At 58.9% G+C, this 25,501-nt stretch carries 22 protein-coding genes; 4 read left to right on the forward strand and 18 right to left on the reverse strand.

The features are described 5' to 3' along the window. Positions 1 to 109: 109 nt before the first annotated feature. The 13 genes from GWL_RS22835 to GWL_RS02150 form a co-directional block, all read right to left on the reverse strand. Entirely contained in the window at positions 110 to 895 is a 786-nt protein-coding gene (locus tag GWL_RS22835) for a sensor histidine kinase KdpD (RefSeq protein ID WP_081486015.1), read from the reverse strand. 4 nt (positions 896 to 899) lie between these two features. Continuing rightward, complete coding sequence (locus GWL_RS02100; protein WP_034349828.1) at positions 900 to 1,571, reverse strand: hypothetical protein; 672 nt, start codon at positions 1,569 to 1,571, stop codon at positions 900 to 902. 133 nt (positions 1,572 to 1,704) lie between these two features. Continuing rightward, complete coding sequence (locus tag GWL_RS22840) at positions 1,705 to 2,718, reverse strand: retron St85 family RNA-directed DNA polymerase (protein WP_081486016.1); 1,014 nt, start codon at positions 2,716 to 2,718, stop codon at positions 1,705 to 1,707. Positions 2,719 to 2,965: 247 nt separating this feature from the next. Then, positions 2,966 to 3,313 (reverse strand): hypothetical protein, encoded by a 348-nt coding sequence (locus GWL_RS02105; RefSeq protein WP_034349831.1) that lies wholly within the window; start codon positions 3,311 to 3,313, stop codon positions 2,966 to 2,968. Positions 3,314 to 3,317: 4 nt separating this feature from the next. Beyond that, positions 3,318 to 4,169: a hypothetical protein gene (locus GWL_RS02110; protein ID WP_034349833.1), complete on the reverse strand. Its 852-nt coding sequence runs from the start codon at positions 4,167 to 4,169 to the stop codon at positions 3,318 to 3,320. 142 nt (positions 4,170 to 4,311) lie between these two features. After that, positions 4,312 to 4,626: a hypothetical protein gene (locus GWL_RS02115; RefSeq protein WP_034349835.1), complete on the reverse strand. Its 315-nt coding sequence runs from the start codon at positions 4,624 to 4,626 to the stop codon at positions 4,312 to 4,314. Further along, positions 4,623 to 4,898, reverse strand: coding sequence for a hypothetical protein (locus GWL_RS02120; RefSeq protein ID WP_008326183.1), 276 nt, complete (start codon positions 4,896 to 4,898; stop codon positions 4,623 to 4,625). Before GWL_RS02120 ends, GWL_RS02115 begins: the two co-directional genes overlap by 4 nt. Before the next feature lie 277 nt (positions 4,899 to 5,175). Continuing rightward, a complete protein-coding gene (gene gabD / locus GWL_RS02125; RefSeq protein WP_008326184.1) occupies positions 5,176 to 6,633 on the reverse strand; it encodes an NADP-dependent succinate-semialdehyde dehydrogenase in 1,458 nt (485 codons plus the stop codon). 30 nt (positions 6,634 to 6,663) lie between these two features. Next, complete coding sequence (locus GWL_RS02130; RefSeq protein WP_008326185.1) at positions 6,664 to 7,497, reverse strand: ABC transporter permease; 834 nt, start codon at positions 7,495 to 7,497, stop codon at positions 6,664 to 6,666. Between the two features lie 40 nt (positions 7,498 to 7,537). Continuing rightward, positions 7,538 to 8,821, reverse strand: a complete 1,284-nt coding sequence (locus GWL_RS02135) for an ABC transporter permease (protein WP_008326186.1) — start codon at positions 8,819 to 8,821, stop codon at positions 7,538 to 7,540. Positions 8,822 to 8,903: 82 nt separating this feature from the next. After that, the gene (locus GWL_RS02140; RefSeq protein WP_008326187.1) at positions 8,904 to 9,947 is read right to left on the reverse strand and encodes an ABC transporter substrate-binding protein; all 1,044 of its coding nucleotides are present in this window, start codon (positions 9,945 to 9,947) and stop codon (positions 8,904 to 8,906) included. Between the two features lie 177 nt (positions 9,948 to 10,124). After that, positions 10,125 to 11,249 (reverse strand): ABC transporter ATP-binding protein, encoded by a 1,125-nt coding sequence (locus GWL_RS02145; protein ID WP_192811552.1) that lies wholly within the window; start codon positions 11,247 to 11,249, stop codon positions 10,125 to 10,127. 99 nt (positions 11,250 to 11,348) lie between these two features. Next, entirely contained in the window at positions 11,349 to 12,629 is a 1,281-nt protein-coding gene (locus tag GWL_RS02150) for a 4-aminobutyrate--2-oxoglutarate transaminase (protein WP_008326189.1), read from the reverse strand. Positions 12,630 to 12,765: 136 nt separating this feature from the next. Here GWL_RS02150 and GWL_RS02155 point away from each other — a divergent pair, with 136 nt between their 5' ends. The 3 genes from GWL_RS02155 (at position 12,766) to GWL_RS02165 (ending at position 17,040) form a co-directional block, all read left to right on the forward strand. Continuing rightward, positions 12,766 to 14,337 (forward strand): PLP-dependent aminotransferase family protein, encoded by a 1,572-nt coding sequence (locus GWL_RS02155; protein WP_034349844.1) that lies wholly within the window; start codon positions 12,766 to 12,768, stop codon positions 14,335 to 14,337. A 138-nt stretch (positions 14,338 to 14,475) separates the two neighbouring features. Next, the gene (locus GWL_RS02160) at positions 14,476 to 15,483 is read left to right on the forward strand and encodes a zinc-binding alcohol dehydrogenase family protein (protein ID WP_008326191.1); all 1,008 of its coding nucleotides are present in this window, start codon (positions 14,476 to 14,478) and stop codon (positions 15,481 to 15,483) included. A gap of 234 nt (positions 15,484 to 15,717) precedes the next feature. After that, on the forward strand, positions 15,718 to 17,040 hold the full coding sequence (locus GWL_RS02165) for a hemolysin family protein (protein WP_008326192.1): 1,323 nt from the start codon (positions 15,718 to 15,720) through the stop codon (positions 17,038 to 17,040). A 37-nt stretch (positions 17,041 to 17,077) separates the two neighbouring features. Here GWL_RS02165 and GWL_RS02170 read toward each other — a convergent pair whose 3' ends face one another. From GWL_RS02170 to GWL_RS02185, 5 genes are all read right to left on the reverse strand, one after another. After that, positions 17,078 to 17,779, reverse strand: a complete 702-nt coding sequence (locus GWL_RS02170; protein WP_008326193.1) for a UPF0149 family protein — start codon at positions 17,777 to 17,779, stop codon at positions 17,078 to 17,080. Between the two features lie 54 nt (positions 17,780 to 17,833). After that, on the reverse strand, positions 17,834 to 19,702 hold the full coding sequence (locus GWL_RS23575; RefSeq protein ID WP_008326194.1) for a hypothetical protein: 1,869 nt from the start codon (positions 19,700 to 19,702) through the stop codon (positions 17,834 to 17,836). Between the two features lie 71 nt (positions 19,703 to 19,773). Next, positions 19,774 to 19,935 (reverse strand): hypothetical protein, encoded by a 162-nt coding sequence (locus tag GWL_RS23580; protein ID WP_008326195.1) that lies wholly within the window; start codon positions 19,933 to 19,935, stop codon positions 19,774 to 19,776. Positions 19,936 to 20,570: 635 nt separating this feature from the next. Further along, a complete protein-coding gene (gene ggt / locus GWL_RS02180) occupies positions 20,571 to 22,331 on the reverse strand; it encodes a gamma-glutamyltransferase (RefSeq protein ID WP_008326197.1) in 1,761 nt (586 codons plus the stop codon). Between the two features lie 269 nt (positions 22,332 to 22,600). Further along, positions 22,601 to 23,659: a LacI family DNA-binding transcriptional regulator gene (locus GWL_RS02185; protein ID WP_008326199.1), complete on the reverse strand. Its 1,059-nt coding sequence runs from the start codon at positions 23,657 to 23,659 to the stop codon at positions 22,601 to 22,603. Between the two features lie 445 nt (positions 23,660 to 24,104). Here GWL_RS02185 and GWL_RS02190 point away from each other — a divergent pair, with 445 nt between their 5' ends. Further along, positions 24,105 to 25,457: a GntP family permease gene (locus GWL_RS02190; RefSeq protein WP_008326201.1), complete on the forward strand. Its 1,353-nt coding sequence runs from the start codon at positions 24,105 to 24,107 to the stop codon at positions 25,455 to 25,457. Positions 25,458 to 25,501 lie beyond the last annotated feature (44 nt).

The following is a 25,501-nucleotide window of genomic DNA, read 5'->3' on the forward strand; positions in this document are numbered from 1 at the left end:
ACGGTTTCGTTTAAATTTCATCATCTGATATTAAAGCATCTGAGTGGGTCAGTTGCATGCAAATCGACTCATACTCTTAAAACTAAAGAACAACCAATGGGTTGGCTCTTTAGGGTGCGGGGAAACGCATTGTGACTTCGAACTCGGAGTAGTCTATGCCTCCGATTTGGTAACTACTCTTTGGTCCAGAGTGCAGCGATATACTAATATCGTGGTACTCGCAGACTCTTTTCGCTAAGAACAGGCCGAGCCCATCACCCGGCATATTTGACGTACTTGCTGCCCTGAATCCTTTATCGAATAGGTTTGGCAATTCTGCAGAATTGACTGTTGGACCGATAGATTTGATTCTTACCACCTGTCTATTATGAATTTGCTCAAAGTGAATCTCTACCGTTTGGGTTGGTGGGGAATACTTAATGCCATTTTCAATAAGTACGAATGGTAGAAGCTCGAAGACCGGCAATGTTTCAATTTCTGTCAGTGATTTTCCTATAAGAGTAACGGTAATCTTTTTATCCCTAGCTGCTTCGGCCAGAATTCGCTTAGCTTTATCAAATTTTTTGTAAATTCCTGAGCGAACAGGTATTTGGCTTTCCAGTGCTCTAGGATTTAGCTCAATATCGGTGTACGCCAATCGAGAAGAGATCATTCCCGCTGTGTACAGAACAGAAAGTGCTGTCTGGTTTATCTGAGGCTGCTCCTCGGTCTCTCTACTGAGACGCTCTGCAAATTTAGATACCAGTGCGCTAAATCTCCGGACTTCGTGAAGGGTACTGTTAAGTACTTCTCCCATTGTTGATGCTTCTTTTTTGAGACTCTCGTTTTCCGCACGCAAGGTCTGTAGTTCTTCTTGTATGGCCTGTTGTTTTTTTAGTTGTTTGTCGTATCGCATTACGTTAGACCCCTAATGCGGTTCCAATAAGAGAGGCAACCGCCGTAGCAGAGAATTTAACGACCAAATCTTTAACTTCGCTACTAATTGGCGCGGATTTAGCTGCCTCTTCTAGATAGTTCGGTTTGTTTTTTTGTACGGCTTTAATAAAAGCCTGTTCAAGTCGGAAAATTTCGTAAATTTCGACACCACGCTCCAGCAGCGAGCGCCGCAGGCGGACCCACCGATTACGTGCGTTGGAAATTTCCTCGATACCGTCTTCCAGCGCCTTGACCCAAATATCAACACTGGCATCTTTTTCCAGACGTCTATCCGCAGCGGTAAGTGCATTAGTGATACTAAGGCTGTACGTCAAACCAGTGTATGCTATCAAGAATTTGTCAGGGAACGTCTTGCGTATCTCAGACACCAAGTGTGCTCCTTCAAGGGGGCTGCCAAGTGCTTTCGCAACACCGCCGACATCGCATATCACAATTGGATAGGCTGCAATCTGATCTACAGTCCGAATATCGTGACCAATTTCCGCGAGGCGGAAGTTATGAGCTAAAAGAGCATCGCGAGGCGCAAAGGGATTATCATCAATTACAGCAATTTGGATTCTGGATTTGGCAGCGGCTATTTCTACTTTGCTGCCAATCGAACTAAGCAGTTCGGGGGTTCCAAAAGAAAAAAACATAGTTAATTCTCCGAATTTGATGTTTACTCACAGGCGGGTAATGATAAATCTATCCGGAAAATCTGAGGTGTGTTGTTGATGGAACTGTTTAGTTATTTCCTGCGCACCGAGGCTATCTTAACTTAGCGAGCTTTCAGCTCCTCATCAATTCGAGGACTGTATTACGTCCCTTGATAGCAAACTCATTCGTTGGCTCCACAAATAGCCAAAATGAAATTCGCCCAAGAAGTGAACTAAGATAATTAGGATTTTTAATTTTTCTATTTGCAATATGCGATAGATAGCCAAATTTTCTTATAAAGAATAGATCATTCTTAATTTCTCGTTTGTACTCCCTGGGGACAGATAGTTTTCCGTTAGTTATGCAAATTCCTGTGACGATGCGGGCTCCATGGGTTAACTTAAGCCTAGTTTTTTTTGTATTAACCTTCAATCCAAATTCTTTAACTATCTCCTCTACTTTAATCGGCAAAGAAAAGTGGATTCGCTTTCCAGAGAAAGTTAGGTCATCAGCGTAGCGCGTATATATCAGAGAACAAGTACGCGCTAATTTCGATAATCTTTTATCTAAGCTTCGCAGTATTAAGTTGGAGAGCGCTGGACTAGTAGCCGCGCCCTGAGCCAGGGCTCCATCACAGCAACAAAGAGCCGATAGATAGTAGGAGACATTGGGAGCATACCCAAACTCCTTGAAGACTTGAATTACCCAAGCTTGGGGAATCGACGGAAAAAAATTCTCCAGATCCATCTTTAAGATGGCAGATGAATTCAAGTGTGAAATGGCGTTTGTTTTTATTGATTTCCCCGCAGTAAAACCATGAGCTGCCGGATGCAGATCTATATTGTTGAGTATATTTTGGAGAATCCAGCGCTGGCATGACAAAAGGGAGTGATGCGGAGCACAGATCTCTCTAACGCCGCCCGACCTCTTCGGTATATGAAATGATCGATAGAAATTGCCAGACGCAGATATCATTCTCGCTAGGTAATTGAGATCAATTTCTAATAGCTGGGACAGATGGTCTAGCTCAAAAATAACTGGACAGTTATTTTTTTGAAGACCCTTGATATACGCTAGGTATTTCTTGGCTAGATCAGGCTCAATACCTCTATCTTGGAAGTAATTCTTCCATTCCAGTAGCGTCATAAATTTAAACGAGTAGCGAGGAAGAGGAAATGCTACCTACTGTACGTTAGCTGAAATCTGAAGATTACTTTTGTTCGAGACGAACAAAAGTAAGGTTCAGATGAGACTACGATTGGCATTGCCAATCGTAGTCTCCCCCCGACAAATTTAGAATAAATTTTCGGGCGCAGGCATAGTTTCACCTTATCAACCGGAGCGACACCACTCCTTAACACTAGCTACTACCTCTTCCTCATTGGAGACAATATCATATCTTTCTTCGGCCAACTACAGCTCTGTCCATTCTAGACAAAGATGGAATATAAAAAGAGTCCCTATTTAAAGATACCTTGCGAATCATCTTTTCCGGGATCGAGCCTCCCTCGGAGGTCCTTCTCACATTGAACAGAACACGAATTCCTTCCTGAAGGAGGATCAGCTTCTCTCCGTCCTGACGGATATAACCTCTAGAAGTTAAATCCAGTAGCGCTTTCATCAATTCCGAAATGGCTATTTTCATTTTTCTAAACAAGGCATACGAAGTTATTTGTCCCTCTGCCTTGTAAATCTCGTGGAGTATTTTAACTCCCACCTCATTGACCTTCGTTGTGTCCATATAGCTATCCCAGCCACCTTGTGAACAGAGGTTGTCGGTTCAAGCCCAATTGGGTAGTCGGCCACCAGAAAATAGGGAAGACGCTGTTCGGTAGGTTTTGATTCATGATCGCAAACAAACTTTCTGTCTTACCATAGCCTAGAGAGCACTCACTGAGCTTGTGTGAGCCCGCAGTATCAGATAAGCGACTCTCTAGCTCCAACATCATATCAACCTTAGCAGTTCTATCTGGCTCTGGCTCAAAATCAGAAATACCCCTTTTTACCTTATAGGTTGCGACAAAATCTACAGCACTTCTCTTCAAAAAGTCTTCACCAACAACAGACGCAAAAACAGAGCGAACGAATATTTGAACATTTTGATTCACCTCCGCGAACTGCCTTTTAATTTCCTCGGCTCTACCACTCGCAGTTACTCCCGATCCCACAAACTCATCGACTAGAATTACGTTTTTGCGAGAAAAGCCACTTCGTTTAGATTCTCTAAATGCAGTTCCAAAGGTGTTCACAATTCTGACGTCACCCCATCCGTTTTCTTGAAACTTTACCTTCAATTGCTGCACCAAAAATTGGGAACTATCTGGACTGGAGTCGGCCGCCATTGCCGCAACAATTGTTTCTTTGGGGTCGATATGCGGAATGGTCATAACTTCTAAAACCAACTCGTTTACGTGCTCAATAAATTGATCAGGACTAACGACCATGAATCTGTCGAGCAAGGTCTCAATAAGCGCTCTCTCATCCCAAGAAGCACAACTTTCAAAAATTAGATCAGCTAGCGCATCAGCTTTATCAAGCAACCACTTATGTTTGTTCACAATCTTCATGAGCAAACTGAACTCTGACTTATTAAGCATCTGAAGGCGCCTTTGAAATCTTTTCTTTTGAGAATCTCTTTAATCTCATTATTGATCGATCGCGGTGCCCACTTCCCCGCCCCCTACGACCTATAAGCGATTCGTCTAATGTCGCTCCCTAACGCTCGCAATTTCTACCGCTTCACAAGATAGACGCGCTCATGATAATTGTAAATGATGTCGTAGATTGATCTGAACAGCATTCTTTCTCGACGGCACCTAGATCAGCAACGGTGTCCGAGCAACCGATAAAAGAGCCAAGGGTAAGTATTAAACGCAATCTCATAACCATCTCTCTTCCGGCTGCGACGTCCAGCGCGTTTGACCAGGCGTGACAGATGCTAGTTGAGTATTTCATTTTCAGTCGTGTCCCCCCGTTTCCCCGCCACATGCCCGTGTTCTCGAACAGCTGGCCCACCCGCTTCTCATCAATGAACACGTCGAGTTGCCGGTTCATGGGCGTGCCCGCCTGCGCTTGCTATCCTGTGCTGAGGCAGCAATGGCGTGTTCGTCGAGGGCAGGGGGCAGCGAGAGGTGCAGTTCAATGCCCAGTTCGCGCATGGCCGAAAACAGTTTCTCTACCGCTACCGTCGCCTCGCCCTGTTCCTGCCGTCGCAACAAGGTTTGTGAAGTGTTCAATGTCTCTGCCAGGTCGGCCAGAGGCACGTTGAGGCCTACCCGCACGGCGCGCAATACGCTACCCAGTTCTCGCGGCGAGGTGACTTTCATGGTGCATCCTAAGCGTGTGATATTGCACTATTATCGCAACATTCCTGCCCAGCTCAAGTTAAAAGTGTGAAATCGCTCTTTTATATGGCGACGTGGGGGCATTTCCATTGAAAAAGCGATATTGCATCTTTAATGCCGGGTAAGCTTCCCAGGTTATCTGTGTGCAGGCCAGAAACAATAACGCCGCGCGACTGCAGTCACAGCGGCGCGGCGGCTTGCAGCCGGTAATGCAAAACTACCGGCGCGGGTCAGTGGATGTGGTGAGCCATCTGGCCGCTCAGATCCCCCCCATGCACAAATACTTCACGACCAGATAATCATCGATCCCATAGTGCGATCCTTCACGCCCCAATCCCGACTGCTTGACCCCGCCAAACGGCGCGACCTCATTGGAGATGAGCCCGGTATTGATCCCCACCATGCCCGACTCCAGCCCTTCGGCCACACGCCAGATGCGGCCGATGTCGCGTGAGTAGAAATAACTGGCCAGGCCGAATTCGGTATCGTTGGCCAGGGCCACCGCTTCCTCATCGGTCTTGAAACGGAACAGCGGTGCCATCGGTCCGAAGGTCTCTTCACGCGCCACCTGCATGGCCGGGGTCACTTCAGCCAGCACGGTGGGCTCGAAGAAGCTGTGACCCAGCGCATGACGCTTGCCACCCAGCAGCACGCGCGCGCCCTTGGCGACGGCATCGGCGATGTGCTGCTCGACCTTCCTGACGGCCTGTTCGTTGATCAGCGGACCTTGCGTCACACCGTTCTCCATGCCATCGCCGACCTTCAGTTTCTTGACCGCTTCCACCAGCTTGGCAGCGAAGGCGTCATACACCCCATCCTGCACGTAAATCCGGTTGGCACAGACGCAGGTCTGACCGGCGTTGCGATACTTGGAGGCAATCGCCCCTTCCACGGCAGCATCCAGGTCGGCATCGTCAAAGACGATGAAGGGCGCATTGCCGCCCAGTTCCAGCGAGAGTTTCTTGATGCTCGATGCACTCTGTTCCATCAGCAGCTTGCCCACGCCCGTGGAGCCGGTGAAACTGATCTTGCGCACGATGGGGTTGGAGGTCATCTCGCCACCGATCTCCTTGGGAGTGCCGGTGACCACGCTGAACACACCCGCCGGCACACCGGCACGTTCGGCCAGCACGGCCAGGGCCAACGCGGAGAAAGGCGTGGCTTCAGCGGGCTTCAAGACCATCGGACAACCCGCGGCCAGTGCCGGGCCGGCCTTGCGGGTAATCATTGCAGCGGGGAAATTCCACGGCGTGATCGCCGCGCAGACCCCGATGGCTTCCTTGATGACCACGATGCGATTGGACGGCGAAGGCGAGGGAATGGTATCGCCATAGGTGCGTTTGCCTTCTTCTGCAAACCACTCGATGAAGGAAGCGGCATAGCCGATTTCGCCCTTGGCCTCGGCCAGCGGCTTGCCTTGCTCGGCGGTCATGATCAGGGCCAGGTCGTCGGCATTGGCCATCATCAGTTCGTACCAGCGGCGCAGGATCGCGCTGCGCTCCTTGGCGGTCTTCTTCTTCCAGGCCGGCCAGGCGGCGTTGGCGGCTTCGATGGCGCGGCGGGTTTCGGCCGCGCCCATCATGGGCACGCTGCCCAGCAGGGTGCCATTGGCCGGATTGTGGACCTCAAGCTTGGCACCCTGGTCGGCATCGCACCACTGGCCGTTCAGATAGGCCTGCTGACGCAGCAGGGAAGGATCGTTGAGTTGTTGCAGCATGTCGTTTCTCCGTCAGGGAAGGTACAGGGCTCAGAAGCGCGCTGCGGCCTTGTTGCGCCCGCGCAGCCATTCCAGGGCCAGCAGCAGGCAGGTCGAAAACACGATCAGGATCGTCGCCAGGGCGGCGATGGTCGGGCTGATGTTGTCCTTGATGCCGGCAAACATCTGACGCGGCAGGGTGGCTTGCTCGGGCCCGGCCACGAACAGGGTGAGAACCACTTCATCGAAGGAAGTTGCAAAAGCGAACAAAGCCCCCGAGATCAGTCCCGGCGCAATCACCGGCAAGGTGATGCGGAAGAAGGTGCGCAAGGGGCTCGCCCCCAGGCTCAGGCTGGCGCGCACCAGGTTGTGATTGAAGCCCTGCAGCGTGGCCAGCACGGTGGTGACCACGAAGGGTGCGCCCAGCGCCGCATGCGCCAGGATCAGGCCGAGGTAGCTGTCGGCCAGACCGATGCGCGCGAAGAACAGATACACGCCCACCCCCACCACGACCACCGGCACGATCATGGGCGAAATCAGAATCGCCATGACGATGCCCTTGCCACGGAAATCGGCCTTGTTCAGCCCGACCGCCGCCAGCGTGCCCAGTACGGTGGCAATGACGGTCGCGGCCGGAGCGACGATGAAGCTGTTCTGTGCGGCGCGCACCCATTCGTCGGAGGTGAACAGGTTCTCGTACCAGCGCAGCGAGAAGCCCTGGATGGGATACATCAGGAAACTGCTGTCGGAGAAGGACAGCGGAATCATCACCAGGATAGGCAAGACCAGGAACAGCAGTACCAGCAGGTTGAAACTGCGCGAGGCAAAGAACCAGGCGCGTTCCACCAGCGAGGTGTAGGGCGGAAACAGAGGGGGTTTGTTCATGGTGTATTTCCTGAATTCTTCGGTGGATTCTTCAATGGCTTCAGCTCATGCCCACATCGACCTTGGCAAAGCGACGATAGACGCCGTACAGCACCAGGGTCGCCGCCAGCAACAGGCTGCCCAGGGCACAGGCCATGCCCCAGTTGATGGTGGTGTTGATGAAGTAGGCGATGAAGTAGCTCACCATCTGTTCATTCGGTCCGCCCAGGAGCGCCGGTGTGATGTAGTAGCCACCGGCCATGATGAACACCAGCAGCACGCCCGCACCGATGCCCGGATAGGTCTGCGGCACGTACACGCGCCAGAAGGCGGCGAAGGGATGGCTGCCCAGCGACACGGCGGCCTTGAGATAGGTGGGCGGCACCGACTTCATGACGCTGTAGAGCGGCAGGATCATGAAGGGCAGCAGGATGTGGGTCATCGAGATGTAGACCCCCACGCGATTGAATACCAGCTCCAGCGGCGAGTGCGTGAGACCGGTCAGCATCAGCGCCTTGTTGACCAGTCCTTCCGATTGCAGCAGCACGATCCAGGCGGCCACGCGCACCAGGATCGAGGTCCAGAAGGGAATGAGCACCAGGATCATCAGCAGGTTGGCGCGGCGCTCCGGCATGGTGGAGAGCCAGTAGGCCAGCGGATAGGCCAGCAGCAGGGTGATGATGGTGACCACTGCGCTCATCCACAGCGTGCGGCCGAAGATGGTGCGGTAGATGGCCGATTCGGGGGCGACAGCTTCGATATCACCGAAGACGTTCTGGCGCAGGTCCAGCGAAGCCAGCAGGTAGTAGGGAGAATAGAGCGAGCCGTTCTGGGCAATCACGCGCCATACCTCGGGCTGGCCCCATTGTTCATTGAGGGCGATGATGGCCTCGCGCGCGGCAGCCGGGCTCAAGGCTTTGCCATCGGCATCGCGCAGCGGCATGGCACGTGTCGTACCCATCACCAGCGAGCGCGCACCGGCGAATTCGATATTCAGGCGCCGCGCCAGATTGCCGGCGGTGGTGTCTTCCTTGGCGCGGGCCAGGTCTTCTGCCAGGGCGGAATAGGCCTGGTCGGGCAGGGCCGAGCGGCGATCCCACTTCGACAGGACCGCCACGGTCTGTGGCAGGGTGGTGGCGACTTCCGGATTCTCGATGGCGCGCTGCAGAAGGACCACGATGGGGGCCACGAAGGTCAGCAGCAGGAAGATCGCCAGCGGTGCGATCAGGGCCATTGCGCCCAGGCGCTTGCGGGTCTGGGCGGCGCGCAGGTCGCGCTTGAGTTGCTGCGGATCAGGTTCGGCCAGGGGCATGGCGGCGGCGGAGCGGGTGGCGATGGTGGTCATGTCTCGGGTGTCCGGTGGCAGCGGAATTCAAGACAGCGATCCGGCCAGCGCAGGCGGGATCGCTGTCGGGCAGCATGCAGGCTTACTTCGCGATCCAGGAAGCGAAGCGCTGCTCAAGTTCCTCGCCGTGGTCGGTCCAGAACTGCAGGCTCAGTTTCAACGCATCCTTGGCATTGTTGGGAGAAGTCGGCAGGTTGCTCAGGGTCTTGGCGTCGAGCAGCTTCAAGGCCCCCTTGCTGACGGGACCGTAGGCGATGTTGTCGGCGTAGACCTTCTGGTTTTCCGGCTGGCTGGCAAAGCTGATGAACTTCTCGGCCAGGGCCTTGTTCGGCGAACCCTTCGGGATCACCCAGTAATCCAGGGTATAGACGCTGCCGTTCCACACCACCTTGAGGTTCTTGCCTTCGCGCTGGGCCGCGTCGATACGGCCGTTGTAGGCATTGGCCATGACCACGTCACCCGAGGCCAGGAACTGCGCCGGCAGGGCGCCGGCATCCCACCACTGGATGTTGGGTTTCAACTGGTCCAGCTTCTTGAAGGCACGATCCACGCCTTCCTTGGTGGAGAGCACCTTGTAGACATCCTTGGCCGGCACGCCATCGGCCATCAGCGCGAACTCCAGGTTGTACTGGGCGCTCTTCTTCATGCCGCGCTTGCCGGGGAATTTCTTGGTATCCCAGAAATCGGCCCAGCTGGTCGGCGCGGTCTTGAGCTTGTCGGCGTTGTAGGCCAGCACGGTGGACCAGACGAAGGCACCCATGCCGCATTCGCTGACGGTGGCTTCGGGGATGTAGTCGTTCTTCTTGATGGTCTTGACCAGGTCCAGCTTTTCGATCAGGCCATCGTCACAGGCGCGGGTCAAGTCGCCGCCATCGATTTCCACCACGTCCCAGCTGACCTTCTTGGTCTCGACCATGGCCTTGACCTTGGCCAGTTCGCCGTTGAACTCGGCGGTCACGACCTTGGTGCCGGTGCTCTTCTCGAAGGGCTCCACGTAGGCGACCTTCTGCGCATTGCCATTGGCGCCACCGAAGTTGACCAGGGTCAGTTCTGCGGCAGAAGCCGTACCGGAAAACAGCAAGCCCAGGAAGAGCGGGGACAGCAGGGCGGGTGTCAGGCGTTTCATTGTTGTTCCTCGTTGGTTATCGTGCGTGTTGACTGTGTTGACGGTGTTGAACTTGGTAAAAACCGAGCGGCATTCTGGGTTGCCTTGCTCTTCGAACGGGACTGCTGAACATCAGGTGCGACAAAAGAACAAAAACGGAATAACTCAAAAAACTAAGTAAACGGGAGTATCTGAAAATCAGAGGAAGCAGCGCAGACGGTCCTGCGCCACGTGCAGCACCACACTGCTGCCTTCGCTCAGTCCGGCCAGGGCCGGGTCGGACAGTGAGAGCTTGACGAAGCAATCGTCCTGCCCCGTGACCGTGCAGCGCACGCGCACGTGATCCCCAAAATAGATCAGCCCGGCGATGGTGGCGCGAATGCTGTTGGGTTCGGCGCTGCCGCCGGCGGCCAGGCGGATGCGTTCCGGACGCACGCAGGCGGCGATGGTTTGTCCGGCATGGGCGCGATGCACGTTCAGTCCGGTGACCACCGTGCCATCGGCCAGGCGCACCGTGCAGTGTTCGCCCTGCACGGATTCCACGGTGCCGGTGAAGCGGTTGTTGTCGCCGATGAAGTTGGCGACGAACTGATTGTCGGGATATTCGTAGAGCTCGGTGACCGGGGCCAGTTGCTGGATCACGCCCTGGTCGAAGACGGCCACGCGGTCCGACATGGTGAGCGCTTCGCTCTGGTCGTGGGTGACGTAGACGAAGGTCACGCCCAGGCGCTTGTGCAGGGCCTTCAGTTCGAGCTGCATGTGTTCGCGCAGTTGCTTGTCGAGCGCGCCCAGCGGTTCATCCATCAACACCAGTTGCGGATCGAACACCAGCGTGCGGGCCAGCGCCACGCGCTGCTGCTGGCCACCGGAGAGCTGGGTCGGATAGCGGTCGCCGAACTTGCCCATCTGCACCATGTCCAGCGCCTGCTTGACCTTGGCTTCGCGGGTGGCGCGGTCCATCTTGCGCACCGACAGCGGATAGGCCACGTTCTGTGCAATGGTCATGTGCGGGAACAGCGCATAGTTCTGGAATACCATGCCGATGTTGCGCTTGTGGGGCGGCACACGGTTGAGCAACTGGCCATCGAGACGGATCTCGCCGCCGGTCGGGAACTCGAAACCGGCCAGCATCATCAGGCAAGTGGTCTTGCCGGAGCCGGAGGGGCCCAGCAGGGTCAGGAATTCTCCACGGCGAATCTCCAGATCCAGATTCTTGACGATCAGGTTTTCGCCATCGTAGGTTTTCTTCACGCCGCAGAACTGCACCAGCACGTCAGTGCCGCTGCCGGCGGCCGGCGCGTGTGCTTGCGCCGATTGCTTCATTGCATGAGCTGCCATCATCGATCCTCTCTTATCCTCAGGGCCGGATACTTCGTCCGGCCCTTCTAACCCACTGCTGAAAGCTGCCTTGCAATGCAAGACTCAGGCCAGCTTGATCGCCTTGGACAGGATGCCCAGTGCCTCATCCATGACGGTATCGGGAATCGTCAGCGGGAACAAGAAGCGGATCACGTTGCCGTAGCTGCCGCAGGACAGCAGCAGCAAGCCATTGTTCAGAGCATGCTGCTGGACCTTCCTGGTGTAGTCCGCATCCGGCTTTCCGGTGGCGGGGTCGGCAAACTCCACGGCCACCATCGCACCCACGCCGCGCACTTCGGCGATCTGCGGCACGGTCGAGCGCAGTTCCTTCAGATGCTCCTGCAGCTTGTCGCCCAGGCGCTGACCACGGGCCACCAGTTTTTCTTCTTCCATCACATCCAAGACCGCCAGTGCCGAGGCAATGGCCAGCGGGTTGCCCGCATAGGTGCCGCCAAGGCCGCCGGCGGCGGGTGCATCCATGATCTCGGCGCGACCGCACACCGCCGACAGCGGCATGCCACCGGCCAGGCTCTTGGCCATGGTCATCAGGTCGGGCAGGACATCGTAATGTTCCATCGCAAACAGCTTGCCGGTGCGGCCATAACCGGACTGCACTTCATCAGCGATCAAGAGGATGCCGTGCTCATCGCAGATGGCGCGCAGGCCGCGCATGAAGTCGGCCGGGGCAGCATAGAAACCACCTTCGCCCTGCACGGGTTCCAGGATGATGGCGGCCACGCGTTTGGCTTCGATGTCGCTCTTGAAGAGACCCTTGACGGCCTCCAGCGCATCCTCGCTGGTGATGCCGTGCAAGGCGCTGGGGTAGGGGGCATGGAAGACGTCGCCGGGGAAGGGACCGAAGCCCAGTTTGTAGGGCGCGACCTTGCCGGTGAGCGCCATGCCCATCATGGTCCGGCCATGGAAACCGCCGGCGAAGGCGATCACGCCGGGGCGGCCGGTGTGGGCGCGGGCGATCTTGATGGCGTTTTCCACGGCCTCGGCGCCGGTGGAGAAGAAGGCGGTCTTCTTGGGATAGTTGCCCGGGGTCACCGCGTTGATGCGCTCGGCCAGTTCCACGTAGCTGGCGTAGGGCACGATCTGGTAGGCGGTGTGGGTGAACTTGTCGAGCTGGGCGCGCATGGCGTCGAGCAGCTTGGGATGGCGGTGGCCGGTGTTGAGCACGGCGATGCCGGCGGCGAAGTCGATGAAGCGGCGGCCCTCCACGTCCCACAGCTCGGCATTGGACGCGCGTTCGGCGTAGAAGTCGCACATCACGCCGACGCCGCGCGGGGTGGCGGCATTCTTTCGTTCTTGCAGCGCTTGGTTGGTGGCCTTGCTGGTCATGGCTTGCTCCGATCTTGCTTCGTTGAATGGCGCCTCAGGGCGCAGAAATGGGCAGGAAATTGCTGAATCGGGAAACAATATAAAACCGCAGTGGCACTGTAATATAGAGCCAATTTCAAATATTTGATGGTGCCACTTGAAACTCGCCTCCTTGTCCGACTATCTGCTGCTGCGCATCAATCGTTCGCCGGTCAGGCCCGCACCGGGCAAGGGCAAGGCCGCGAGCAGCCGTGAAAGCGGCGCAGCGAAGTCCCTTAAAAACGGGAAATCCGGCAGTGAACGCATGCCCGTCAATCGCCAGATCTACCAGTTGATCCGTGAGGCCATCCTGGCCCACACCTTGCCTGCGGGGATGCAGTTGCCCTCATCGCGTGACCTGGCACTGGAGCTGGGGACCTCGCGCAACACGGTGACCTATGCCTATGAACAGTTGCTGGCCGAGGGGTATCTGGAGAGTCGCACCGGGTCCGGCACCTTCGTGGCCGATACGGCACCCGACCAGATTCCCGAGGCGGTGGAGCGCAAGGAGCCGTTGACCGACCCTTCCGGCAAGTCCGAACTCTCGGCGCGCGGGGCCCTGCTCACGCGCCAGGCCGGCGTGGGCGAACGCCAGTGGGGCGCCTTCATGCCGGGCGTGCCTGATGTGACCTGTGTGCCGCACAAGATCTGGGGACGCCTGCAGAACAAGCACTGGCGCCGTTCCAGTTCGGACTTGCTGACCTATGGCCCCGGTGCCGGTTATGCCGGACTGCGCGAGCAGATTGCCGAGTACCTGCGCGTGGCGCGCTCGGTCAATTGCACGCCCTCGCAGGTGCTCATCACCACCGGCATCCATCAGTCCATCGACATCGTGGTCAAGCTGCTGGGCGAGCATGGTGATACCGCCTGGGTGGAGGACCCGTGCTACTGGGGCACCCGCAGCGTACTCAATTCGCTGGGCATCCAGTCGGTGCCCATTGCGGTGGATCAGGAGGGCATGCGCATGCGGCTGGCCAATCTGCGCCGTCCTCCGCGCTTCATCTGCACCACCCCCTCGCACCAGTATCCGCTGGGCATGGTGATGAGCCTGTCGCGGCGGCGCATGCTGCTGGAGTACGCGGCCACGCACAAGGTATGGATCATCGAGGATGACTACGACAGCGAATTCCGATACGGCGGCCGTCCGCTGGCCTCGCTGCAGGGCATGGATACGCAGGACCGGGTGCTGTACATGGGCACTTTCAGCAAGATCATGTTTCCGGGGCTGCGCATCGGTTTTCTGGTGGTACCGGAGTCATTGGCCAAGGCGTTTGCCACCGGCATCGCGGAGTTGTATCGCAACGGTCAGGTATTTTTGCAGGCCACGCTGGCCGACTTCATGGCCGAGGGCCACTTCGCTTCGCACATCCGCAAGATGCGCGTGCTCTATGCCGAGCGGCTGCAACTGCTGCAGCAGGCCATCAATCGTCATTTCGGCGAGAAGATGACCATCACCGGCGGCGAGGCCGGATTGCACCTGGTGCTGGGTTTGCCGCAGGAGTGCGACGATGTGCTTATCTGTGAACAGGCGCTGGCGGCGGGCATCGTCGTGCGTCCGCTGTCGCGGTACTACATGGCTGCACGGGGAGCGCGACGGGGATTGCTGCTGGGGTATGCGAGCGTGCCCAATGATGAGATTGCGCGCGCCTTCGACCAGTTGGCGGCGGTGATCAAGCCGCATTTGGCCTGAGCCGATGCGGGGGGATCCCGGAAGGGGTGGATTTTCGTCTGTATGAAGAAACTCTTTCGCGAACCCGGGAGTGGTTGAGGGGTGGGCGCTATCCTAAGATATCCTCCGTCCAGTGATCAATACCGTGAAGGATTTTCCATGCAAGCCATCATCACCAACCCGCAAGCCCAGGCCATCAACGACCCTGCTTCCCTGTCCGCGACCACCTTGCCCGATCCCGTCCCCGGCGAGCATGACCTGCTGGTGGAGGTCAAGGCCATCTCCGTCAATCCGGTCGATACCAAGATCCGCGCCAGCGCCAGCCAAGCCCGTGTGCTGGGCTGGGACGTCAGCGGCGTGGTGCGCGCGGTCGGTGCGAAGGTTACGCTCTTTGCGCCGGGCGATGAAGTCTTCTATGCCGGCGACATCACCCGTCCTGGCGCCAACAGCGAATTGCACGTGGTCGATGAACGCATCGTCGGCCGCAAGCCCGCCAGCCTGAACCATGCTGACGCCGCCGCCATCCCGCTGACCGCCATTACCGCCTGGGAACTGTTGTTCGACCGCGTGGGCGTGGCCGAAGGAGCGGGGCAGGGACGGCGCCTGCTCATCATCGGGGCTGCCGGTGGTGTTGGATCGATCCTGACCCAGCTGGCACGCAAGCTCACGCAACTGACCGTGATCGGCACCGCCTCGCGCAAGGACACGGCGCAATGGGTGAGCGAGCTGGGCGCGCATCACGTGATCGACCACAGCCAGCCCTTCAAGCCGCAGTTGGAGCAGTTGGGCATCCCGGCGGTCGATATCGTCATCAGCCTGACCCACACCGATGAGCACTATGCGCAGATCATCGACGTGCTCGCGCCGCAAGGCCAGCTCGCGCTGATTGATGACCCGGCCACGCTGGATGCGGTGCCGCTCAAGCGCAAGAGTATTTCACTGCATTGGGAGCTGATGTTCACCCGCTCGATGTTCCAGACCGCCGACATGATCCGTCAACATGAGCTGCTGCAACGAGTGTCGCGATTGCTGGATGAGGGCGTGTTGCGTACTACTACCGGGGAGCATTACGGACGCATCAGCGCGGAGAACCTGCGGCGTGCGCATGCCTTGCTGGAGTCGGGCAAGGCGAAGGGGAAGATTGTGCTGGAAGGCTTTGCCGCGTAGCCAGCAGGCTGGCCTGAGTAGAAGGAGTGGCAGCCATCCGCGCTGCCGCCTGCCCTCTCCAGGTGGAGCCGCTGCACCGGTCAGGCGTGCGCGCAGGCTCTCATCCTCATGCGGCCTGTGCATAGATGCTTTTTTGACAACGAATCAGGTTCCAAGCCACATGCGTGTTAAATTACGCAGTCCGGACCCGCTCACGGCGTCCGGGCCCGTTGACAACCCCGATAGGAACCCTCGTTGGAAAACATATTGCTGATCGTCGCAGCCTTCTTCCTGGTTGCGTTGAACGGTTTTTTCGTTGCAGCAGAATTCAGTCTGGTCAAGTTGCGTCAAACGCGCATCCGGGCCATCGCCAAGACACAAGGCATGCGCGGCCGTATCCTGGCCGTGGTCCACAACCAGCTCGATGCCTACCTCTCCGCTTGCCAGCTGGGCATCACCCTGGCTTCGCTGGGCCTGGGCTGGATCGGTGAGCCGGCGTTCGCCCGCTTGCTCGAACCACTCTTCACGCTGGTCGGCGTGACCAACCAGGAGCTGATTCACGGCGTGTCCTTCGTCTTCGCCTTCTTCGTCATTTCCTTCCTGCACATCGTGGCCGGCGAGCTGGCGCCCAAGTCCATGGCCATCCGCAGCCCCGAGAAGCTGGGCCTGTGGTGTGCCGTACCGCTGTACGGCTTCTACTGGGGCATGTATCCGCTGATCTGGGTGCTCAACGCCAGTTCCAACTGGCTGCTGCGCGTGGCCGGGCTGGGGGCCGGTCATGGTCACGATGCGCATTATTCCTCGGACGAACTCAAGCTCATCCTGCGTGCCGGCAGCAAGAGCGGCAAGAGTGGCAAGTTCACCCGCGATGAATGGAACGTGCTGGCGCAGAGCCTGAACTTCGCCGAACTGGACGTGGCCGACATCATGCGTCCGGCCAGCGAGATCGTGTCCCTGGGCGATGACAAGAGCCTGGAAGAGAACCTCGACATCATCTACCGCAACCGCTATTCGCGTTACCCCTACTTCGACGCCGAGGGGCAGCAGGTGCTGGGCCTGGTGCACCTCAAGGATGTGTTCCTGGCGCAGCAGGATGGCCGCGCCATCAGCAACCTGAAAGACTACCTGCGCCCGGTGCAGTTCATCTCCCCGGCCCTGCCGGCGCTGGACCTGCTGCGGCGCTTCCGTACCGGCATGCCGCACTTCGCCATCATCGGCAAGAAGGGCCAGCCGCCACAGGGTTTCATCACGCTGGACAACATGCTCAGTTTTCTGGTGGGCGAGATCCGTGACGAATTCCGCCACAACACCGGCGAATGGAGCCGCCAGGATGACGGCACCCTGCTGGGCAAGGGCAGCCTGCCCATCGTGACCCTGGAACACATGCTGGGCATCGACATCGAGTATGACGACAGTATCGACTCCGTCGGCGGCCTGGTAATGGAAAAACTGGGCGACCTGCCCAAGGAAGGCCAGAAGATCGAGTTCCCCGCCTTCGATGTGGTCATCAAACGCATGTCGGGACCGAAGATCGTGCTGGTGAAGGTCTATCCCAAAACACTGGACGCGCGCGACTGAGCCGCATCGCCGAGTGCGCCTGCCGGATGGCGTGGTCTCAATGCAGGGTGGGCGTGCGCACCGCGCAGCAGTATTTGTATTTCTGCCCGCTTCCGCAAGGACAGGCACGTTCGTCATCCAGCACAAAGCCCTTGCAGTGCATGGGCAGCCCATAGCTCTGCTGGCGCTGCGGGGCGAAGTGGCGATAGATCTGCGTCAGGTCCGTCATCATGGTGTGCAGCAGTTCCTCCCGACGGTCCGCAGCGATGGCCGGTGGACGCGTTGCCGGATCGGGGGAGTGCTCATGCAGCAGGACCATGATGGCCAACATGCACTCACTCATCTCCTCGGTCTCCATCAGCGTGTGCCACCCCGCCGGACGACACCGCACCCCGCGCATGAAGCCCCAGGCCCAATCGTTGCCGCCGACCATGCCGTGCTCATCCACCATCAACACGGGCAGGTAGATACCACCTTGCCTCATCGTCCGATGCAGGGCCGAGGAAATCGTGTTCCAGTGGCGCATGATGAGGCTCAGTACCGTGCAGGCATGGTCTTCACTGTCAAAGGCCGGTTCACCGCCAAAGATGACCGGCAGATACTCGCCCGGCAGCACCACCTCCGGACTGCACACGAGCGCGGCAAAGAAGCCGTCGAGCATTTCGATGTTCATGGCCCACGGCTTCATGTTGTCGAGGAGCTCGCTGAGGGCGTCGAGTTCTTCATCGGACAGGGGCTGCTGAATCAGTTGGTTGTGCATGGGGTTCCTTTCTCAGGGGACATTGGGTGCCTCGGCCTCATCGGGCCTCAGGAGTCAGGCGTGGGGTGCCAGGCACTCGGCGGGTCCTGGCAGGGAGCGCTGCCTGCGGCGAGCTGTGGCGCTGGCGGGATCGGGTGTGGGGTTCGTATCAATTCCTCCATCAAAAAACTGGCGGCATAGACCAGAAACGCCTTGCCATTGGAATCGGCGCGCGCATAGTTGGCCACCAGCGCGGCGACCTCGCTTCTGAAGAGACTGCTGGTCGTGTTGGCACTCTGTGCCATCGGCGGCCTGGAAGATGTGCTCGTAAGCCGTGACGATGGACTGCACCAGGCGCGGACTGGCGGTCTGGGCTGACTGCACCGTCGGGCTGGCCAGGGTGGAATTGATGGCCGCCAGATTGCTGCCATCGATCTTGTCCACCCCCATGGCGCGATAGTCAGTCGCATCGGGGACGGGCTTGCTGTCGTCGTCGGCGTAGGCGTTGATCTTGAGCTGCGCATCCTGGGCCTTGGTGGCGAGGTTTTGCAGCTTCACCAGACTGTCGATATCCTGGCCGCCGTCAGGACTGAGCCGGATCGCGCCGATCACGGCCTGCAGGGTGCCGCTGGGCGGCGCGCTCACCCCCAGCGTGGTCAACTGGCTCTGGAGGCGGGCCAGCGCCTCTTCAGTCAAGGGCGTGGCATCCAGGGCCTCGATCTTGCCCTTGGCCAGCGCGTGAATGGCGTTGGCGGCCTGTACCAGGATGTTGATCTTGGTGACGGTGTTGATGTCGTCGACCGTCTTGCCGTGCAGCACCGAATTGAGCAACTGCGCGGCGTTGGCGGGGAGAGTCACTTCCACGCCGATGGCGGCATAGTCGGCGGCAGTGGGATCGGGTGCGGCGTTGGTGGTATCTCCGGCCTCATTGAGGATGCGCAGATAGGCATCGACAATGGTTTGCAGATCACGCGGCCTGGCCACGGCAGCCCCATTGATCCTGGAGGTCGCCAAGGCGCTGTTGATGGCGGTGACGTGCAATGTATCGTCGATGCCGACGATGCCGAGGTTCTGATAGTCGGTCCTGGTCGGTGCCGGGTTGGTGATGCTGTCGGCGTAGGCCCTGATTTTTGCGGAGGCGTCGAGGGCCTTCTGTTTGACCTCATTGAGGCTGTCGATGGTCCGGACCTGGCTGCCATCATCGCGCGTACCGGTGATGCCTGAGCGCACCACTTCCATCTGATCTTCGGTCAGGGTGGTCTTGAGCAGTTCATTGATGTCGCTGGCGCTCAGGGCGGTTTCCTTCTCCCTGGCCAGGCGCACGGCGCGCGCGGCGATGCCGGCCAGGCTCTCCAGCGCGGGCACGGTCGCCACGCGCGTGCGCGGGCTGGCATCGAGTACTTCGTTGAGCAGGCTCAGTGCATTGCTGCGGCCTGCGGTATCGGTGTTGTTCCCATTGGTGAAGACCGCATTGAGCGCCTTGACCCCGACACGGGTGTAGTCCTCCAGCGTGGGCAGCAGTTCGGTATTGTTGCCGGTGCCATCGGCTGCGTTCAGGATGCGCTGGTAGGACTGGGCGATGGCATTGACCTTGGTCCATGCGTTGACCGCGGTACCGCCCACCGCCCGCAGGGCACTGTTGATGGCGTGCAGGTTGTCGGCATTGACGACCAGGCCGAGATTGGTGCTGGCGGGCGGCCTGTAGTTATCGACAGTCGGCTCCAGCTGCGACAGCAACTGATCGTTGATCGGCGTCTTGCCATCTGCATAGTTGATCAGGATCTGCAAGCTACCGATATTGTTCCTGATGATGACCGCGACTTCGGCCAGCGTATCGACCTTGCCCACGATCAGGTTGGGTGGCGGATTGGCGATCGAACTGGCGATTGCATCCAGGTTCTCGCTGGTGACTCCCTCCAAGCCCAGGTTTTTGAAGTCCTCCACCGTCAGCGCCGGGTTTGGCGGACTCCCGTCTCCCTGTTGCGCAATCCTTTGTGCCGAGTTGGCCACCCGGTTCAGCGCGTCGATGGTGTCGACATCGGCAATGCCCTGCGGTCGCCATTCATCAGGATCAGCATCAGGTCCACGTCGAGGGCGCGCACGTCCTTGATGGTCTTGATCGAGATGTTTTTGAGATAGGCGTCGGCGTCGGACAGCTTCAGGACGGTGATGGTCATGGTGGTACTCCCTAGGAATTGACAAGTCGAAATCGGGTCACGCACGCTCTCCTCGATCAATGCAAGCCGATAGCACGACATGGACGGTGTGCCATGTCGGTGCGACATGAATGCGTAAGGGGATAAATAACGTGCTCAGTGACAAACGCCTGCCATAGTGATGGCGTGAATTTGTCCTGATAAGGGGATCAAGGGAATAAAAGGGAAAAACAAAAAATTAACGAAATGCGACTCTTAGCATTTCGATGTTTGTCTCGAAATATTTCTTATCTACTTTTGAATTTATTCAAAAACAAAGCGTAGTGAAAGATGGATGTGCTTGGAAAGTCGCTATGGAAGCGGATTTCAGGGATTGGCGTACGTTTCTTGAAATCGGATGGACTGCCGAGAGAGAAAATTCGCCAGAGCTCGAAGAAATTTATTGTGCCAGATGGACGATAAGTTTTTATTGCCGACTACCGGGTTCAGTTGAGCAACTGAAAAGATGAATTTTTATTTGAGTGCCGACACTGATCTGCAAGACGCTGGTCGGGATGCCGACAAAAAAATGGCTCCCGACCAGTCAGTCGGGAGCCATGTTCGGTGCCGGGTACAGCGCCTGATCCGGCGGCTGATTCGGTGGCCGGTTCAGTGCATCAGAAGCCCAGGGTACGGCCATCCGGATTGCGCGGATCCGAGAAGCCGTCGAAACCATCCGGCTTGATCTGGATGGTCTGGGTACGGCCCATGGAGGGTTGCACGCTGATCTTCTGGCCCTTGTCCTGGAGGATCTTGAGGGTGTCGGCCGACAGGCCCTTTTCCACGCGCAGCTGGTCCGGCACCCACTGGTGGTGAATGCGCGGGGTGATGGTGGCTTCGGCCACGTTCATGTCGTGGTCGATCACGTTGAGGATGGTCTGCAGGGTGGTGGTGATGATGCGGCTGCCACCGGGGCTGCCGGTGACCAGGAAGGGCTTGCCGTCCTTGAGCACGAAGGTGGGCGACATCGACGACAGCGGGCGCTTGTAGGGACCGACCGCATTGGCGTCGCCGCCGATGAGGCCGAACGCATTGGGCACGCCCGGCTTGGCAGCGAAGTCATCCATCTCGTTGTTGAGCGTGATGCCGGTGCCGGCGGCGACGATGCCGCTGCCGAAGTTCAGGTTCAGCGTGTAGGTCGTGGCGACCAGGTTGCCGTCCTTGTCGGCCACCGAGAAGTGGGTGGTCTGGTCGCTTTCATACGGTTGTGGCTGGCCCGGCTTGATCTCGGCCGAGGGCGTGGCGCGGTCGGGGTTGATCTTCTTGGCCAGTTCGTCGGCATAGGCGCGCGAGATCAGGCCCTTGACCGGGACCTTGGTGAAATCCGGATCGCCCAGGTATTCGGAGCGGTCGGCATAGGCCAGCTTCATGGCTTCGGCCATCAGGTGGATGGTCTGGGCGCTGTCGGCACCGTACTGCTTGAGCGGATAGCGTTCGAGGATGTTCATCATCTGGATGATGTGGACACCGCCCGAGCTCGGCGGCGGCATCGACATGACCTGGTAGCCGCGATAGTTGCCCGAGACCGGCACGCGTTCGACGACCTTGTAGTTCTTCAGGTCTTCGGCGCTGATGAGGCCGCCGTGCTTGTCCATCTCGGCCACGATCTTCCTGGCGATGGCGCCGTCATAGAAGGCCTTCGGACCTTCCTTGGCGATCAGGCGCAGCGACCTGGCCAGGTCCTTCTGGACCAGCATCTCGCCTTCCTTGAGCGGGCGGCCGTCCTTGAAGAAGATCGCCTTGGAGGAATCCCACTGGCCCAGGTGTTCGCGCTCTGCCGAGAGGATCAGTGCCAGGCTGCGGCTGACCGGATAACCCTTGTCGGCCAGTTCGATGGCCGGCTGGATGACCTGCGACAGCTTCATCGTGCCGTACTTGGAGAGCGCATGCGACAGCCCCGCCACCGTGCCCGGCACGCCCACGGCCAGGTGGGTGTAGAGCGAGCGGCCCGGGACCACGTTGCCCTTGTCGTCCAGGTACATGTTGCGGGTGGCGCGCTGCGGGGCCATCTCGCGGAAGTCCAGGGCGACGTTCTTGCCGGTCTTGGCATCGTGGATCATCATGAAACCGCCGCCGCCGATGTTGCCCGCGTTGGGCAGCACCACGGCCAGCGCAAAGCCCACGGCCACACCGGCGTCAACCGCATTGCCGCCCTTTTTGAGGATATCCACGCCGACCTTGGTGGCCAGTTCCTGTTCGGTGGCCACCATGCCGTGCTGGCTGTGGACCGGGCTGATGATGTCATAGGTCAGGTCGTACTTGACCACGGGCGCCGCAGCGGGCGCCGTCTGGGCGCTGGCCGGCAGGAAGGCCAGCGCGCCGCACAGGGGCAGCAGCGCCATGGCGGCGGGTTTGCAAAGACCGGTGAATGTCTGCATGAGGGATACTCCTGGTGATCCGGATTTGAGAATCTGGATATTATTTATAAGAATGTCGCCCGCCTCTGCCTCGCTGCCTCTCTGCATTCTTGCATCACATGGAGGACATGACGCTGCACATCTGCATTGCTGCAAGGACGAACGACATTGGGAGATTGTAGAGAATGGCGGTTTTCTGTCCAGAGCCACGACACGACAATGGATGGATGATTGGCGCCGATTCGTCCACCGATGCGGGGGATGCGGCTCGGGTCGGCTACTGTCGCGCTTCAGGTACTCTCGCGCACGGCCAGCTCGAAACCCAGGTCCAGCCGGCCCTTGGGGATGTCTTCGCCCTTCAACTGGCGCACCAGCATTTCGGCGGACTTGTAGCCGATGTCGTAACGCGGCGTGACCACGGTGGTGATGGAGGGCGTGGCACAGGCCGCCCAGGAGAGGTCATTGAAGCCCGCAATGGCCATCTCGCGCGGCACGCTGATGCCCTGGCGCTGGCATTCGAAGAGGGCGCCCAGGGCCAGATCATCATTGCAGCAGAACACCGAATCGCAGTGCGGATGCTGTTCCAGCACCCGGCGCAGCAGTTGCGCACCCATGTCCACGGTGGTGGGCTCGGGCAGCAGGACTTCAATCTCGGGCGTGATCCCGGCTTCCAGCAAGCCTTTGCGGAAGCCTTCGCGGCGCTTCATCATGCGCGGATCCAGCTGCGCCGCCAGGAAGGCCGGACGGCGGTAGCCGCGTTCCACCAGGTGTCTGGCCACCGCATGACCGGCGCGGGTCTGGGAGAAGCCGACCGAGAAATCCTGCTGGCTGCGGCCCAGGTCGAACATGCGCACCGCAGGAATGTCGCGGCTGGCGGGACGCGCCTGGAGGATCTCATGCTGTTGGCTGCTGGAGAGCAGGAAGCCGGCCGGCGCATGCGCCAGGTAGGTGGCGATGAGCTGCTCCTCCTTGGCCCGCGCATAGCCGGTCTCGCCGATGAGGAACTGGTAACCGGCGTGGGCCAGATAATCGCGGATGCCCGAGAGGGTCTCGATGAAGACCGCATTGGTGAGCGAGGGCACCAGTACCGCGATCACCTGCGAGCGCGCCGAAGCCAGGGTGGAGGCAGCCTGGTTGGGCACGTAGCCGAGCCGGGCGATGGCCTCCAGGATGCGCTGGCGTGACTGTTCCTGCACCAGACCGGGATTTTTCAGCGCACGCGAGACCGTCATCGGACTCACCCCGGCCTCGGCCGCCACGTCAATGATGGTGACGCGCCCGGTGGCACGGCTGCCACGCACGGCGGATGGGGACTTGGGCTTGGACTTGGGTGCTGCGCGCTGGGTCATGGAGGCAGGGGAGGACGGTCGTTCAGGGTGGCGACATGATACCTGCTTGCGCTGCGCTCTTGGCGGCCTGGAAGTCCTTTCATGTATTTCCGCAAAACAATGGATATCGCCTCCTCCTCTGCTGTGCCCGCGCTTCTGCCGCACCGCAACACAACAAGTGTTTGACCGCTGCAAAATGTTAGCGTTATCATCGCGCCCCATGTTAACGCTAACATCCGAACCTCCGGGCACACGGCGGCGGCTGGCTGAGACATACCACACTCAGGAACGGAGCTCGTCGCATCCCGGCGGGTTCCGCAATAAAACACTACGCAGATAGTGCAGATGCCGTGCCTTCCATCAGGACAGGCCGCAGGAGACGTTTGCCCCATGCAGCCAGGTGGGCCGCGCCGCTGCGCCCATGTCCGGTTCGGTACGCCATCGGCTATCGGCAATCGGAGATCCCATGCTGGGCATGAGCCACGACGCCACCTTGCTGTTCAATGCAGTCATTGCGATCCTCGCGCTGATCCTGATGATCACGCGCCTGCGCATCCACCCCTTCATCGCCCTGACGATCACCTCGGGCTTCCTTGGCCTGATCTCGGGCATGCCACTGCCCAAGATCGTCAAGTCCTTCCAGGACGGCTTTGGTGGCGTCCTCGGTTTCGTGGGCATCGTGCTGGGCCTGGGGACCATGCTGGGCAAGCTGATGGCCGAATCCGGCGGGGCTGACCAGATTTCCCAGACGCTGGTGCGCGCCTTCGGCCGCGAACGGGTGCACTGGGCCATGATGATGGGCGCCTTCCTGGTCGGCATTCCGCTGTTCTTCGAGATCGGCTTCGTGCTGCTGATCCCGCTGGTGTTCATCGTGGCGCGCCGCTCGGGGGTGCCGCTGTTCAAGATCGGCATGCCCATGCTGGCCAGCCTGTCGGTCATGCACGGCCTGGTGCCGCCGCATCCGGGGCCGCTCTTGGCCATCGGCATCTTCGGCGCCGATATCGGCAAGACCATTTTCTACGGTCTGCTGGTGGGCCTGCCGACCGTCATCATCGCCGGTCCCTTGTTCGGTGCCTTCATCTCTCGCTACGTCAACATCAAGCCCTCCGAGGAACTGATGGCGCAACTGGCGCGTGAGCCGCAGACCACCAACCTGCCAGGCTTCACCACCACCCTGGTGACGGTGCTGCTGCCAGTGTTCCTGATGCTGCTCAAGACCTTCGTCGACGTCACCCTGCCTGAAGGCCACGCCGTGCGCGACCTGATGGACTTCATCGGCAACCCCATCGTGGCGCTGCTGGCCGCGCTGCTGCTGGCCATCTGGACCTTTGGCATCGCCCGTGGCTTCAGCCGCCAGCAAGTGCTCAAATTCGTCGACCAGAGCCTGGCCCCGACGGCGGCCATCGTGCTCATCATCGGCGCCGGTGGCGGCTTCAAGCAGATGCTGGTCAGTTCCGGCGTGGGCACCGCCATCGGTCAGCTGGCCGTGCATGCACAGATTTCGCCGCTGTTGCTGGCCTGGTTCGTGGCGGGCGTGATCCGCGTGGCCACCGGTTCGGCCACGGTCGCCACCATCACCGGCGCGGGCATCGTGGCCCCGCTGGTGGCGCTGATCCCCGGCACCAACAAGGAACTGCTGGTACTGGCAACCGGTGCCGGATCGCTGATCCTGTCGCACGTCAACGATGCCGGCTTCTGGCTGGTCAAGGAATACTTCAACATGAGCGTCGGTGAGACCTTCAAGACCTGGACGGTGATGGAAACCCTGATCTCGGTTGTTGCTATCATCTTCATCATGTTGCTCAACCTGGTCGTCTAAGACCACACGCAACGCCCGGCTGGTCCGGGCGTCTTGCTTTGTCC

This window comes from Herbaspirillum sp. GW103 (assembly GCF_000261365.1).
Classification (GTDB): domain Bacteria; phylum Pseudomonadota; class Gammaproteobacteria; order Burkholderiales; family Burkholderiaceae_D; genus Herbaspirillum.

Excerpts from the sequence above, each read along its gene's own strand:
- GWL_RS22835 (WP_081486015.1), bottom strand. The coding sequence starts at position 895 with ATGCGATACGACAAACAACTAAAAAAACAACAGGCCATACAAGAAGAA.
- GWL_RS02100 (WP_034349828.1), bottom strand. The coding sequence starts at position 1,571 with ATGTTTTTTTCTTTTGGAACCCCCGAACTGCTTAGTTCGATTGGCAGC.
- GWL_RS22840 (WP_081486016.1), bottom strand. The coding sequence starts at position 2,718 with ATGACGCTACTGGAATGGAAGAATTACTTCCAAGATAGAGGTATTGAG.
- GWL_RS02105 (WP_034349831.1), bottom strand. The coding sequence starts at position 3,313 with ATGGACACAACGAAGGTCAATGAGGTGGGAGTTAAAATACTCCACGAG.
- GWL_RS02110 (WP_034349833.1), bottom strand. The coding sequence starts at position 4,169 with ATGCTTAATAAGTCAGAGTTCAGTTTGCTCATGAAGATTGTGAACAAA.
- GWL_RS02115 (WP_034349835.1), bottom strand. The coding sequence starts at position 4,626 with ATGAACCGGCAACTCGACGTGTTCATTGATGAGAAGCGGGTGGGCCAG.
- GWL_RS02120 (WP_008326183.1), bottom strand. The coding sequence starts at position 4,898 with ATGAAAGTCACCTCGCCGCGAGAACTGGGTAGCGTATTGCGCGCCGTG.
- gabD (WP_008326184.1), bottom strand. The coding sequence starts at position 6,633 with ATGCTGCAACAACTCAACGATCCTTCCCTGCTGCGTCAGCAGGCCTAT.
- GWL_RS02130 (WP_008326185.1), bottom strand. The coding sequence starts at position 7,497 with ATGAACAAACCCCCTCTGTTTCCGCCCTACACCTCGCTGGTGGAACGC.
- GWL_RS02135 (WP_008326186.1), bottom strand. The coding sequence starts at position 8,821 with ATGACCACCATCGCCACCCGCTCCGCCGCCGCCATGCCCCTGGCCGAA.
- GWL_RS02140 (WP_008326187.1), bottom strand. The coding sequence starts at position 9,947 with ATGAAACGCCTGACACCCGCCCTGCTGTCCCCGCTCTTCCTGGGCTTG.
- GWL_RS02145 (WP_192811552.1), bottom strand. The coding sequence starts at position 11,249 with ATGAAGCAATCGGCGCAAGCACACGCGCCGGCCGCCGGCAGCGGCACT.
- GWL_RS02150 (WP_008326189.1), bottom strand. The coding sequence starts at position 12,629 with ATGACCAGCAAGGCCACCAACCAAGCGCTGCAAGAACGAAAGAATGCC.
- GWL_RS02160 (WP_008326191.1), top strand. The coding sequence starts at position 14,476 with ATGCAAGCCATCATCACCAACCCGCAAGCCCAGGCCATCAACGACCCT.
- GWL_RS02170 (WP_008326193.1), bottom strand. The coding sequence starts at position 17,779 with ATGCACAACCAACTGATTCAGCAGCCCCTGTCCGATGAAGAACTCGAC.
- GWL_RS23580 (WP_008326195.1), bottom strand. The coding sequence starts at position 19,935 with ATGACCATCACCGTCCTGAAGCTGTCCGACGCCGACGCCTATCTCAAA.
- ggt (WP_008326197.1), bottom strand. The coding sequence starts at position 22,331 with ATGCAGACATTCACCGGTCTTTGCAAACCCGCCGCCATGGCGCTGCTG.
- GWL_RS02185 (WP_008326199.1), bottom strand. The coding sequence starts at position 23,659 with ATGACCCAGCGCGCAGCACCCAAGTCCAAGCCCAAGTCCCCATCCGCC.
- GWL_RS02190 (WP_008326201.1), top strand. The coding sequence starts at position 24,105 with ATGCTGGGCATGAGCCACGACGCCACCTTGCTGTTCAATGCAGTCATT.